Below are 12,047 nucleotides of genomic sequence, written 5' to 3' on the forward strand. Positions count from 1 at the left end.
ATGCAGACCGTTTTAGCAAAAATCGTGGCCGACAAAGCGATTTGGGTAGAAGCCCGCAAACAACAACAACCGTTAGCCAGTTTTCAAAATGAAGTGGTACCGACGCAGCGCAATTTTTACGATGCCCTCGCCGGAACCCGCACCGCGTTTATTCTCGAGTGCAAAAAGGCCTCGCCATCAAAAGGCCTGATTCGCGAAGATTTTGACCCGGCGGCCATCGCCGGCGTCTACAAGCACTACGCCTCGGCTATCTCGGTGCTGTGCGATGAGAAATATTTCCAGGGCAGCTTCGATTTCCTGCCGATGGTCAGTAAGGTCGCGCCGCAGCCGATTCTCTGTAAGGACTTCACCATCGATCCTTATCAGATTTACCTGGCGCGCTACTACCAGGCCGACGCCTGTCTGCTGATGCTTTCAGTGCTGGATGATGAGCAGTATCGCCAGCTCTCCGCCGTCGCGCACAGCCTGAACATGGGCGTGCTGACCGAAGTGAGTAATGAAGAGGAGCTGGAGCGCGCGATTGCGCTGAAGGCGAAAGTAGTCGGCATCAACAACCGCGATCTGCGCGATATGTCGATTGATCTCAACCGTACCCGTACCCTGGCGCCTAAGCTCGGTCACGATGTCACGGTGATCAGCGAGTCCGGCATCCATACCTACGCGGAAGTGCGCGAACTGAGCCACTTCGCCAACGGTTTCCTGATTGGCTCGGCGCTGATGGAGCACGCCGATCTGAACGCCGCCGTGAAGCGCGTGCTGCTCGGCGAGAATAAGGTCTGCGGCCTGACCCGCCCCCAGGATGCCCAGGTGGCGTATGAATCCGGCGCGGTCTACGGCGGCCTGATTTTTGTCCCGACGTCGCCGCGCGCGGTGAACGAGACGCAGGCGCAAGCGGTGATCGCCAGCGCGCCTCTGAGCTATGTCGGCGTATTCCGCAATACCCCGATGGCGGAAGTGATCGCCCGGGCGGAAAACCTCGACTTAGCCGCCGTACAGCTGCACGGCAGCGAAGACCAGACCTATATTGATACCCTGCGCGCCGAACTTCCGCCGAAGGTGCAAATCTGGAAAGCCCTCAGCGTAGGTGAAACGCTACCGCCGCGCGATCTGCGCCATGTCGATAAATACGTTCTCGACAACGGTCAGGGCGGCACCGGCCAGCGTTTCGACTGGTCCCTGCTGCAGGGCCAGGACCTGCATAACGTCATGCTGGCAGGCGGCCTCGGCGCCGATAACTGCGTAGAAGCCGCCAAAAGCGGCTGTGCCGGACTCGATTTTAATTCAGGCGTAGAGTCGCAGCCGGGTATTAAAGATGCCGACAAGCTGTCCTCTGTGTTTCAAACGCTGCGCGCATATTAAGGAGCAATAATGAGTACTTTACTGAACCCCTACTTTGGCGAATTCGGCGGGATGTACGTTCCGCAGATCCTGATGCCCGCCCTGCGCCAGCTGGAAGAAGCCTTCGTCAGCGCGCAAAAAGATCCGGCATTCCAGGCCGAATTTACCGACCTGCTGAAAAACTACGCCGGTCGTCCGACGGCGCTGACCAAATGCCGCAACCTCACTGAAGGCACCCGCACGACGCTGTATCTGAAACGTGAAGACCTGCTGCACGGCGGCGCGCATAAAACTAACCAGGTGCTCGGCCAGGCTCTGCTGGCGAAACGGATGGGCAAAACGGAAATTATCGCCGAAACCGGCGCCGGTCAGCACGGCGTGGCCTCAGCCCTCGCCAGCGCCCTGCTCGGCCTGAAGTGCCGCATCTATATGGGCGCGAAGGATATCGAACGCCAGTCGCCGAACGTTTTCCGCATGCGCCTGATGGGGGCGGAAGTGATCCCGGTTCATAGCGGCTCTTCTACGCTAAAAGATGCCTGCAACGAGGCCCTGCGCGACTGGTCCGGCAGCTACGAAAAAGCCCACTATATGCTCGGCACCGCCGCGGGCCCGCACCCGTTCCCAACCATCGTGCGTGAATTCCAGCGCATGATTGGCGAAGAGACCAAAGCGCAGATCCTCGAGAAAGAAGGTCGCCTGCCGGATGCGGTTATTGCCTGCGTCGGCGGCGGATCGAACGCTATCGGCATGTTCGCCGATTTTATCGACGAAACCGCTGTTGGCCTGATTGGCGTGGAGCCGGCAGGTCACGGTATTGAGTCCGGCGAGCACGGCGCGCCGCTTAAGCACGGTCGTGTGGGCATCTACTTCGGTATGAAATCGCCGATGATGCAAACCGAAGAAGGCCAGATTGAGGAGTCCTACTCCATCTCCGCCGGGCTCGATTTCCCGTCAGTCGGCCCGCAGCATGCTTATTTAAACAGCATTGGCCGTGCCGATTACGTGTCGATTACCGATGACGAAGCGCTGGAGGCCTTTAAAGAGCTATCACGCCATGAAGGGATTATCCCGGCGCTGGAATCCTCCCACGCCCTGGCGCACGCGCTGAAAATGATGCGTGAAAACCCGGAAAAAGAGCAGCTGCTGGTGGTTAACCTCTCCGGCCGCGGCGATAAAGACATCTTCACCGTACATGATATTTTAAAAGCGCGAGGGGAAATCTGATGGAACGTTATGAGACGCTGTTTGCACAACTGAAAGCTCGCCGGGAAGGCGCGTTTGTTCCCTTCGTCACCCTCGGCGATCCGAATCCGGAACAGTCGCTGAAAATTATCGATACGCTGATTGAAGCCGGTGCCGACGCGCTGGAGCTGGGCATTCCTTTCTCCGACCCGCTGGCGGATGGCCCGACCATTCAGGACGCCACCCTGCGCGCTTTTGCCGCCGGGGTGACCCCCGCGCAGTGCTTCGAAATGCTGACGGCGATTCGCCAGAAACACCCTACCATTCCTATCGGCCTGCTGATGTACGCCAACCTGGTGTTCAGCCCCGGCATCGATGAATTCTACGCCGCGTGCGAACGCGCGGGCGTCGATTCCGTGCTGGTTGCCGATGTTCCCGTGGAAGAGTCCGCGCCGTTCCGCCAGGCCGCGCTGCGCCACAATATCGCGCCGATTTTCATCTGCCCGCCCAATGCCGATGACGATCTGCTGCGCCAGATAGCCTCTTACGGTCGCGGTTATACTTACCTGCTGTCGCGGGCGGGCGTGACCGGCGCGGAAAACCGCGCCGCGCTGCCGCTGCATCATCTGATTGAAAAGCTGGCCGAGTACCACGCCGCGCCGCCGCTGCAGGGCTTTGGCATCTCGGCGCCGGAGCAGGTTACCGCCGCGATTGAGGCCGGCGCGGCCGGCGCGATTTCCGGCTCAGCCATCGTCAAAATCATCGAACGGAACGTGAATGATCCGCAGGCCATGCTGGCGGAACTCAAGGCTTTCGCCCGAAGCCTGAAAGCCGCCACTAAAGCGGCTTAACGTACCTGCCGTCCGGCCCCGGGCCGGGCGGTTATTTCAGCTGTAAGCTGTCGGCGTATTTACGCGTCAGGCGAAACAGCGCCATCACCTCTTCTTGCGTCCATCCGGCCAGCACCTCATTCATCAGCCGCGTTCTTGCTCCCGCGATACGATCGATCATCGCCTGCCCCGCTTCGCTGAGCGTCACCTCGCTAATCCGGCGATCTTTTGCATTGGGCTGCTTGAGTACCAGCTGCTGCGCTTCCAGCTTCTTCACCTGCCTGCTGACGGTGGTGTAATCGCGACCGAGGCTATCCGCCAGTTCAACGACCCCAACGGGTCCCCTGCGCCCTATTGCCACCAGCAGCGGGAAGAGGATCCGATCGAGCTGGACCCCAGCCGCCTGCAGTATCTGCTCGTCGCGCATTGGCTGGTTCATCACGCTGATGATATCGAGCAGCGCGCCGTGAAAGCCGGTGATGTCGTAATTATTATGTGCATTTTGCATATATTAGTTAACCGGGTATAGTGCCGTTATCAGATACGTGCATTTTACACATAACTATCCCACAGGGGGAGAAGACAATGAAAGCAGCCGTGGTTTTTGACCTGCAGCAGGGTCCGGTGTGGTCCGATTTTCACGATCCGCAGCCCGGTGAGCATCAGGCGTTAGTCGAGGTTCGGGCCGCCGCCATCAGTCATGTAGTGAAAGGCCGGGCCTCCGGTAAGCATTATAGTTTCGATGGCCGCCTGCCTTTTGTCCCGGGTATTGACGGCACCGGTATCTTACCCGGCGGAGAGCGCGTCTATTTCGCCTTCCCCGTCGCGCCCTGGGGCAGCATGGCGCAACGGGCTCCCGTCGCCTTAAACCACTGTCTGCCGCTGTCGGATGCGCTGGACGATATCACCGCCGCGGCAATGGCTAATCCGGGGATGTCGGCCTGGGCGGCGCTGGTCAAACGCGCCGGGATGAAAGCGGGGGAAACGGTACTGATCAACGGCGCCACCGGCAGCGCCGGGCAGCTGGCGGTACAAATCGCCCGTTTTCTCGGCGCCAGAAAAGTGATCGCCTGCGGGCGAAACGTGGAGAAGCTGGCCGCCCTCGGCGCTGATGAAACCGTTAACTTAAGTCAGGATGAGGCGGACTTACGGACGCAGTTTGCCGGGCTGGCGGCGCAGCAGATTGATGTCGTCGTCGATTATCTGTGGGGACGTAGTGCTGAACTTTTGCTGCCAGCGCTGGCAAAACACAGCCCAGGAAATGCGCCGGTACGTTTTATTCAGGTCGGTTCCCTTTCCGCCGCCGATATCTCTCTCAATGGCGCGGTGCTACGATCCTCGCCGCTGCAGCTGATGGGCAGCGGAATTGGCAGCCTTTCTGTGCCCCAGCTGCTGGCCGCCACCGGGGAGATGCTGCAAGCCGCCGTCGCCGGCGGATTGACTATCGCCACGACTCCCAGGCCGCTTCGCGAGGTCGCCACGGCGTGGCCGCAGGACGACAGCCAGAAACGCACCGTCTTTGTCGTCGATTAAAAAAATCGCTTCTGCACAAAAGTTGGGGTTGATATCTTAAATGAGAAATATTATCTTTCTCATTACTGAATAGTTGAGCAAACAGCTCAGGTATTCGGTACGACATTGCTCACATTGCTTCCAGTATTTTTGCCCGCACCTGTGCGGGCTTTTTTTATGGTTGTCGACACACTCTGCGCACCAGCTGCCTTAGCCAGCGATGTGCCGATTCATGCTCCTGGCGAGGATGCCACATTTGTGACACCGTTATCTCCGGCGTACTCACCGGGAGAGGAAAAGCGACCATCTCTTTTCCCGCCGCGCTCTGCAGGCAGGAGGCCGGGACAACGGCGATGAGCTGAGAATCCCGGGCCACGGCCAGCGCGGCGGAAAAACCAGGCACCACCGCGGCAATCCTGCGGCGCATGCCACACGCCGCCAGCGCGTCATCAACCGGCCCGCGTATCAACCCGCGACGGGAGGTAATGACGTGCCCCACGGAAACAAATTGTTCTCGCGACATATCGGCAAAGGCGGCCAGCGGATGGTTTTTGGCCAACGCGACGACAAAACGATCGCGAAACAGCGCCTGCAGGCGGATCTCCGGCCCCATATTTTTCAGTACGCCAATTTCCAGGTCCACCCGCCCCTCGCGTAAAAATCGGGCATCTTTCTCCGGCTTAGCGACAAACTCCAGCGTCACGCCCGGTGCTTCCCGCGCGGCCGCGTTCACCAGCGCCGGGCCAAAAGCGTCTATAAATCCCTCATTGGTACGCAAAGTAAATCGCTTCTCGAGGGTCGATAAACTCAGCGGCGCAGGCGAAGCGTTGAGCACCGCGCGCATCTCGGAGACAACGTTTTTTGCCCGCGCCTGCAGACTTTCTGCGTGCGGAGTCAGCACCATGTTTCGCCCGGCTCTGACCAGTAGCGGGTCGCCGGTGACCTGCCGTAGGCGCGTCAGCGTGCGGCTCATCGCCGAAGCGCTGAGCTTAAGCCGTTTAGCCGCCCCGGCAACGCTTTTCTCGCTCAACAGTACATCCAGCGCCGCCAGTAAATTGAAATCAGGATCGGTCATCTTTTCTCCACTCCAGGATAAGGCGTCTGATGCACTTTATTATTGCAAATGCTGCGCCTTCCGCCTGCTACCGCACCAGCCTATATTTACCCCATCATGTATTTACTCAGGAGTTATGCCCATGGTCACTTCCCCTAAAACAGTATTGATCGCAGGCGCGTCACGCGGGCTTGGGCACGCCATGGCTGAACAGTTTCTGCTGCATGGCTGGCAGGTCATCGGCACCGTACGCGATCTCTCACAAACGACGCCGCTGCACCATCTGGCCGAGGCTTATCCTGGACGGGTGCGCATTGAGGCGCTGGATATTTGTGATAGCGACGGGATCGCGGCGCTGCGCAATGCGCTTGCCGATAGCGTGCTGGATATGCTGTTCGTCAACGCGGGCACCACCAACCGCGATCCCACACAAACCATCGGCGAGATCGCGACGGAAGAGTTTATTCACGTCATGCTGACCAACGCGCTCGCGCCGATGCGGGTTATAGAAAATCTGCAGGCGCTGGTGCTGCCGCAGGGGCTGATTGGCGTTATGTCTTCAGGACAAGGCAGTTTGAGCAATAATACCGGCGGGCAGCGCGAGCTGTATCGCGGGAGCAAAGCCGCGCTGAATATGTTTATGCGCAGCTTTGCCGCCCGCCCTGCCAGCATATCGCATCCGATGGTGGTCATGGCGCCGGGGTGGATCCGCACGGCTCTTGGCGGCGAGAGCGCCCCGCTCACCATGGCGGAGACCATCCCCTCGCTGGTGAACGTGCTGCTGGAAAAACAAAATCGTCCCGGATTAGAGTATCTGGATTATCGCGGATGTCGCGTGCCGTGGTGATAAGTCTATGCGTATTAATGGCCTGCAGACGGGTTCATGGCAGTCAATTTTCGCTTTTTACTGGGCAAAGCTGCCATCTTCTAAATATAACCGACCGGGACATAATAATGCAGAGTGTAAATGGGTCGGTCGTTTCCTAAAGGAATATTTTCCTGAGGGACAAAACGTTCGATATCATAACCTTCACGTCGATACAGACCCAGTTCAGGAAGGTATTTCAGATAGACATGATTCGAAAGCAAAATAAAGTCTTCCCATGAGCCACTAAATTCAAGACCAAGGTATAGCCCACGTTTAGCGACCCGTACCTCACGAAAAGAAGCCGCCCGCGAATTAAACGGTGTGCCGATGAATGCATTGATCGCTGTTTTATATATATTGTGCGCAGCGGGGGAACATGCAGAGAGAATGTAGATATCGCGGTCTGCGCCTGTCGCGCCGCCGGCAATTTTTCTCCGGGTGACCTCTTTTCGCGTAGCGATATCATCAGTCAGAGATAGCGTATAGTTGAATCCATATCCAGCAAACGACTGTTCTTCAAGAAAACAAAGGTAAGGTGCCGGTACGCCGCCGCCCTGCGGTGCCACCTTCTGATAAAGTAACGACATATCCCAACAGGTCGAATCCCGATACGCTCCGGGACTAAGGCCAAAGGTTTTTTTAAACTCACGGGAAAAGGTTTGATGAGAATCAAAGTGCAGTAAACAGGCAATCGATGAAATTGATTGCTGAGTCAGCTTTAGCTTACCGGCGGCAAGCGTCATTCTGCGCATGCGAATATATTTCCCGACGGGAAGGCCGGCATGCTCATGGAACAGGTTATAAACAAAACGCCGGGAATACCCAACCCCACAGGCGATATCATCAACGGCCGGATTGATTGTCAGGCGGGATTCAATCCACTCCACCACCTCATTAAAAATTGCCCGTTTCATTACCTTTAAGAATACCCTGACCAGTTCATCCTCAGCCAAAATCTTACCAGTAAAGCAATACGGACACTAAGCTTTTCGTGCACGACAAAAATAAATAAAAACGATCTCAGTTAAAAAACTCAAAAAGGCTTATTATCTATTTGAAAGATAAGATTTTTCCCATGAAAAATATCTGAATTCTCATTTTCTATAGAAATATTGCTTTTTAAAAACCTCTACAATATCTTATTTGCAGTTTGTTAAACCACTCATTACCGTTAGACCTCTTAGTTTTACGTACGGCCATTATCAGGCACTGACACTATTTTAATTCTGATTTATTTATTCATAAGCATGTGAATCTTTATTTATGATAACCATTTTAATCAATACCAAAAACATATACACCCGATATGCCATCAAGCAGCTGATGCAGGAAAGCGTAGCCCATGAGGAAAACCTCATTTTTGTAGATAGCTACACCCCCGGTAACATCGCAGAGGCTCAGATCATATTCACCGAAATGGCACCCGGAGAAATATTTTTATGCCATGATGAATTGAAATATAAAACCACGAAAAGCTTACTATTTATTCTTCAGGAAAGGGAAAATCAATGTTCGGAAAATGAACTCCCCAACTGTACTAAAGATTGTTTGTTTTTATATAAAGGTGATTCGCTTCCGGCGATAATAAATAAAATAAAAGTTCATGTTTATGCATTCACCTGGACGGACAATGAAACAGGATATCGCCCGCAGACTAGCCGCTGCATTAACTGTCCCTGTAAATCGCTGACCCAGGCGCAGTCAAAGGTCGTTCATGCCCTGAGTCTTGGGCTTAACCAGCTGGAAATCGCGAATAAATTGAACATTAACTATAAAACAGTGTATTCTCACAAGAAAAATGTCATGCATGACTTTAAGATTGAAAGCAATACCGATCTTAATAAGTTTCTAAACGTGCTAGAGAAAAGAAAACAGTTTATGACCTAGCGTCACGATCGTCAGAAGTATAAAAACAACGAAACACATTACGTCGTCTTCTGATCTCATTAAAATAAGCCACACCATTGTATACGGAAATAACCAATAGCAAGATGGAGATAAATAAAAGAAGTAAATTACTCATAAGGCACCCTGGATATAAAAGAAAAGACATTTACAGGCAGAGGCATCATAGAGCACGGCGTATTATTCCAACAAGCCATTTGCTTTTATTTCAGAATTGATGGTGTCGCGGCAAGAGTTTTCTCATTAAACGTGCAGCTCAAATAACATAGCATTAGAAACCAGATGTTTAATAACGCTCCAAACGGAACAACCGTACCAATAGCCTTAATAAAGGCCAGCGCATGTCGCACGAACATCCTTACGCCTCGATAGCGGGGCGTTACCCTCCCGTTACGCATGGCGTGGGCTAGTCATACGTTTTTCTGGGCGTTCCTGAGCTAAAGCCAGGCAGGGGTGATATTATTCAAGCCAGAAAATACAGGCACAACGTCAACCGGGAGCGATTTATGCACGAGGAAGTACCACTGAAATATTACGACATTGCGGATGAGTATTCGACGGAGTCCGCCGAGCCCGTCAGCGAGTCAGAACGTGAGCCCCTGGCGCGCTATTTTCAACTGCTGATTACGCGGCTGATGAATAACGAAGAAATCAGCGAGGAGGCGCAGGGAGAGATGGCCATACAAGCGGGCATCGATCGGCAGCGCATCGATGATATCGCGGTATTCCTGAATAAATGGGGTAATGAGTAGCGGTTGACGCGGACGTTCCGCGGAATGATTGCGGCAAATGACGCATCGGCAATCGCGGCAGCGGACTTCGCGTCGGGATGTGCAATAAAGCTGGTCATTGCGACCAGCTTTACCTGAGACTTTAGAACCGGTATCCCGCAGAGAACATAAACACCCACGGATCCAGACGGATGCTGTCGTGCTGCTGCGCGCCCGCCAGCTTATAGTTGGCGGTGGTGTCGATATCCATGTACCACACCGACATGTTAATCAGCCAGTCGCGGTTAATCAGATAGTCCATCCCCACCTGTCCTGCCGCCCCCCAGGAGTCTTTCAGGCTCAGATCGGATATGCCGGTCTTTTTACCCGTATCGTTCACGCTCTCATCGAAGAAGGTCGTGTAGTTGATACCCGCGCCAATGTATGGACGGAGCTTGCTGCTGGAGTCGCCAAAATACCACTGCGCCATGAGCGTCGGCGGTAAATGGTGAACGGTCGCAATATTGCCGGTTGCCGCGGTCCCGACTTTATGGCGGAACGGCGTGGCGGCCAGCAGTTCAACGCCGATGTTATCCGTTGCCATATAGGTAAACGTCAAACCCAGTTGCGTATTATTGCTGACGTTAAAGCCCCCCAGGCTGCCTAACGTGCCGCCCGCGCCTTCGGTCGGTCTGACCGTTGCCGAACCCGCGCGAATAAAAAATTCACCGGCTTCATGCGCCCAGACGCTGCTGCCGGAAAGACTGCTCAGAATAACAACCGCCGCTGCTAACTTTTTCATACCCACTTCCTCATTATGGTTATTCAGCGCCAGAATATACCTACATTGAAGTATGTTTGATCCAACATAGATCACATTAAGTGGGCAAATTTAACATTTATTGATCCAGATTAATTTTCACTTTCTCAATACAATCAGTGAGAAGCGTGTCGTATCAAATTTCTTCCTTTATGACACTCAAGGCAGCGCGTCGCTGATTTCCTCTTCTATTTACAAAGATATACTTAGCGTGCAGGAGCAGAGACTGCTACCCAGCCGCGATTTGCGGTACAATCGCCGGCTAGTTAACACCTGCAATACTCAAGGAGAATGCATGTCTATCACGGCGAAGTCCGTCTACCGTGACACCGGGAACTTTTTCCGCAATCAGTTCGTTACTATCCTGCTGATTGCGCTGCTATGCGCGTTCATTACGGTAGTACTTGGCCATGCCTTTTCACCCAGTGAAGAGCAGCTGTCAATACTGAGCCAGGGCGATAGCCTGGCGGGTAGCGGCGGGCTGTTCGAACTGGTCCAGAGCATGACGCCGGAGCAGCAGCAAATCCTGCTGCGCGCGTCTGCGGCCTCCACCTTCTCAGGGCTGGTAGGTAACGCCATTCTTGCCGGCGGCGTTCTGCTCATGATTCAGATGGTCTCCGCCGGCCAGCGAGTCAGCGCCCTGCGCGCGATCGGCGCTTCTGCGCCGGTGCTGCCAAAGCTGCTGCTGCTGATCCTGCTGACGACGTTTATCGTGCAGATGGGAATGATGCTGGTGGTGGTGCCGGGCGTCCTGCTGGCTATCGTGCTCTCTTTCGCACCGGTTATGCTGGTGCAGGATAAAATGGGGATTTTCAGCGCCATGCGTAGCAGTATGCGTCTGGCCTGGGCCAACGTACGTCTGGTGGCGCCGGCCATTATCGGCTGGCTGCTGGCGAAAACGCTGCTGCTGCTGTTTGCCTCCAGCTTCGCGGTCCTGACGCCAAACGTTGGCGCGGTGGTAATAAATACCCTCAGCAATCTTATCTCCGCATTGTTGCTGATCTATTTATTTCGCTTGTATATGCTCATTCGTAACTAACCTAATCCGGGGCGGGTGCTCCCTGCCCCAACCTGAACGACGGAATCGATGTATGAAGCAGTTTCTGGATTTTTTACCGCTGGTAGTCTTCTTCGCATTCTACAAGCTTTATGATATCTACGCCGCGACGACCGCGCTGATTATCGCTACCGCCATCGTGCTGATTTACAGCTGGGTGCGCTATCGTAAAGTCGAGAAAATGGCGCTGATTACCTTTGTGCTGGTGGCCGTATTTGGCGGCTTAACCATCTTCTTCCATAACGATGAGTTTATTAAATGGAAGGTGACGGTTATCTACGTGCTGTTTGCCAGCGCGCTGCTGTTTAGCCAGTGGGTGATGAAGAAGCCGCTGATCCAGCGCATGCTGGGTAAAGAGCTGACGCTGCCGCAGCAGGTGTGGTCGCGTCTGAATCTGGCCTGGGCGGTGTTTTTCATCCTTTGCGGACTGGCGAATATCTATATCGCTTTCTGGCTGCCGCAGAATATCTGGGTCAACTTCAAGGTCTTTGGTTTGACCGCCCTGACGCTGGTATTCACCCTGCTGAGCGGCGTGTATATCTATCGCCATATGCCGCAGGACGACAACCACTAAGCTGGCTTTCCCACGGCACGCCGGACGGCGTGCCGCGTTCTTCGCTTTTCCCCTCTCCGCATAAATCGCTTCAGCTGAAACGATTCGTAATGTAAGCTATTTCTCACAGGAGATGGCATTCCTCCTTGAACCGCCATGTGGCTAATGATGCCTGCTTTTTATTCCCGGACCGGGAATGGGCAGGCATATCTGAATTG

General features: G+C 54.4%; 13 protein-coding genes and 1 riboswitch. Of the genes, 9 read left to right on the forward strand and 4 right to left on the reverse strand.

What is annotated here, in order from left to right; genetic code table 11:
- From trpCF to trpA, 3 genes are read left to right on the forward strand one after another with little or no spacing between them, the layout of a single operon-like run.
- A complete protein-coding gene (trpCF, locus tag F8562_RS10195) occupies positions 1 to 1,359 on the forward strand; it encodes a bifunctional indole-3-glycerol-phosphate synthase TrpC/phosphoribosylanthranilate isomerase TrpF (protein ID WP_014838209.1) in 1,359 nt (452 codons plus the stop codon).
- 9 nt (positions 1,360 to 1,368) lie between these two features.
- Positions 1,369 to 2,562 carry a tryptophan synthase subunit beta gene (trpB, locus tag F8562_RS10200; protein ID WP_014229004.1) on the forward strand — a complete coding sequence of 398 codons (1,194 nt, stop codon included), beginning with the start codon at positions 1,369 to 1,371 and terminating at the stop codon, positions 2,560 to 2,562.
- Entirely contained in the window at positions 2,562 to 3,371 is an 810-nt protein-coding gene (gene trpA / locus F8562_RS10205) for a tryptophan synthase subunit alpha (RefSeq protein WP_014229003.1), read from the forward strand. Before trpB ends, trpA begins: the two co-directional genes overlap by 1 nt.
- Positions 3,372 to 3,402: 31 nt before the next feature.
- Here the strand turns inward: trpA and F8562_RS10210 are convergent, their stop codons facing one another.
- The gene (locus F8562_RS10210; RefSeq protein WP_094909473.1) at positions 3,403 to 3,858 is read right to left on the reverse strand and encodes a MarR family winged helix-turn-helix transcriptional regulator; all 456 of its coding nucleotides are present in this window, start codon (positions 3,856 to 3,858) and stop codon (positions 3,403 to 3,405) included.
- A 77-nt stretch (positions 3,859 to 3,935) separates the two neighbouring features.
- Between F8562_RS10210 and F8562_RS10215 the strand changes: the two genes are divergently transcribed.
- Positions 3,936 to 4,883, forward strand: a complete 948-nt coding sequence (locus F8562_RS10215; RefSeq protein WP_014838207.1) for a quinone oxidoreductase family protein — start codon at positions 3,936 to 3,938, stop codon at positions 4,881 to 4,883.
- A 154-nt stretch (positions 4,884 to 5,037) separates the two neighbouring features.
- Here F8562_RS10215 and F8562_RS10220 read toward each other — a convergent pair whose 3' ends face one another.
- Entirely contained in the window at positions 5,038 to 5,937 is a 900-nt protein-coding gene (locus F8562_RS10220; RefSeq protein ID WP_014838206.1) for a LysR family transcriptional regulator, read from the reverse strand.
- 121 nt (positions 5,938 to 6,058) lie between these two features.
- Between F8562_RS10220 and F8562_RS10225 the strand changes: the two genes are divergently transcribed.
- Positions 6,059 to 6,763 (forward strand): SDR family NAD(P)-dependent oxidoreductase, encoded by a 705-nt coding sequence (locus F8562_RS10225; protein ID WP_032720007.1) that lies wholly within the window; start codon positions 6,059 to 6,061, stop codon positions 6,761 to 6,763.
- A gap of 80 nt (positions 6,764 to 6,843) precedes the next feature.
- Here the strand turns inward: F8562_RS10225 and F8562_RS10230 are convergent, their stop codons facing one another.
- Positions 6,844 to 7,737, reverse strand: a complete 894-nt coding sequence (locus tag F8562_RS10230) for a helix-turn-helix domain-containing protein (protein WP_014838204.1) — start codon at positions 7,735 to 7,737, stop codon at positions 6,844 to 6,846.
- Positions 7,738 to 8,047: 310 nt separating this feature from the next.
- On the opposite strand from F8562_RS10230, the gene F8562_RS10235 reads away from it, so the two are divergent.
- Both F8562_RS10235 and F8562_RS10240 read left to right on the forward strand, forming a co-directional pair.
- A complete protein-coding gene (locus F8562_RS10235; protein WP_014838203.1) occupies positions 8,048 to 8,671 on the forward strand; it encodes a helix-turn-helix domain-containing protein in 624 nt (207 codons plus the stop codon).
- Between the two features lie 524 nt (positions 8,672 to 9,195).
- Positions 9,196 to 9,441: a YmjA family protein gene (locus tag F8562_RS10240; RefSeq protein ID WP_014228996.1), complete on the forward strand. Its 246-nt coding sequence runs from the start codon at positions 9,196 to 9,198 to the stop codon at positions 9,439 to 9,441.
- A gap of 121 nt (positions 9,442 to 9,562) precedes the next feature.
- On the opposite strand, the gene ompW is transcribed toward F8562_RS10240, so the two are convergent.
- On the reverse strand, positions 9,563 to 10,201 hold the full coding sequence (gene ompW / locus F8562_RS10245; protein ID WP_004121296.1) for an outer membrane protein OmpW: 639 nt from the start codon (positions 10,199 to 10,201) through the stop codon (positions 9,563 to 9,565).
- 313 nt (positions 10,202 to 10,514) lie between these two features.
- On the opposite strand from ompW, the gene F8562_RS10250 reads away from it, so the two are divergent.
- Both F8562_RS10250 and F8562_RS10255 read left to right on the forward strand, forming a co-directional pair.
- Positions 10,515 to 11,258, forward strand: a complete 744-nt coding sequence (locus F8562_RS10250) for a YciC family protein (protein WP_004850117.1) — start codon at positions 10,515 to 10,517, stop codon at positions 11,256 to 11,258.
- A 52-nt stretch (positions 11,259 to 11,310) separates the two neighbouring features.
- On the forward strand, positions 11,311 to 11,850 hold the full coding sequence (locus F8562_RS10255; protein WP_004101360.1) for a septation protein A: 540 nt from the start codon (positions 11,311 to 11,313) through the stop codon (positions 11,848 to 11,850).
- A gap of 99 nt (positions 11,851 to 11,949) precedes the next feature.
- A riboswitch (Fluoride riboswitch) is annotated at positions 11,950 to 12,011 on the forward strand.
- Positions 12,012 to 12,047 lie beyond the last annotated feature (36 nt).

Origin of the sequence: Klebsiella sp. RCJ4 (assembly GCF_009025755.1) — a bacterium.
Lineage (GTDB): Bacteria > Pseudomonadota > Gammaproteobacteria > Enterobacterales > Enterobacteriaceae > Klebsiella > Klebsiella michiganensis.

Excerpts from the sequence above, each read along its gene's own strand:
- trpCF (WP_014838209.1), top strand. The coding sequence starts at position 1 with ATGCAGACCGTTTTAGCAAAAATCGTGGCCGACAAAGCGATTTGGGTA.
- trpB (WP_014229004.1), top strand. The coding sequence starts at position 1,369 with ATGAGTACTTTACTGAACCCCTACTTTGGCGAATTCGGCGGGATGTAC.
- trpA (WP_014229003.1), top strand. The coding sequence starts at position 2,562 with ATGGAACGTTATGAGACGCTGTTTGCACAACTGAAAGCTCGCCGGGAA.
- F8562_RS10210 (WP_094909473.1), bottom strand. The coding sequence starts at position 3,858 with ATGCAAAATGCACATAATAATTACGACATCACCGGCTTTCACGGCGCG.
- F8562_RS10215 (WP_014838207.1), top strand. The coding sequence starts at position 3,936 with ATGAAAGCAGCCGTGGTTTTTGACCTGCAGCAGGGTCCGGTGTGGTCC.
- F8562_RS10220 (WP_014838206.1), bottom strand. The coding sequence starts at position 5,937 with ATGACCGATCCTGATTTCAATTTACTGGCGGCGCTGGATGTACTGTTG.
- F8562_RS10225 (WP_032720007.1), top strand. The coding sequence starts at position 6,059 with ATGGTCACTTCCCCTAAAACAGTATTGATCGCAGGCGCGTCACGCGGG.
- F8562_RS10235 (WP_014838203.1), top strand. The coding sequence starts at position 8,048 with ATGATAACCATTTTAATCAATACCAAAAACATATACACCCGATATGCC.
- F8562_RS10240 (WP_014228996.1), top strand. The coding sequence starts at position 9,196 with ATGCACGAGGAAGTACCACTGAAATATTACGACATTGCGGATGAGTAT.
- ompW (WP_004121296.1), bottom strand. The coding sequence starts at position 10,201 with ATGAAAAAGTTAGCAGCGGCGGTTGTTATTCTGAGCAGTCTTTCCGGC.
- F8562_RS10250 (WP_004850117.1), top strand. The coding sequence starts at position 10,515 with ATGTCTATCACGGCGAAGTCCGTCTACCGTGACACCGGGAACTTTTTC.
- F8562_RS10255 (WP_004101360.1), top strand. The coding sequence starts at position 11,311 with ATGAAGCAGTTTCTGGATTTTTTACCGCTGGTAGTCTTCTTCGCATTC.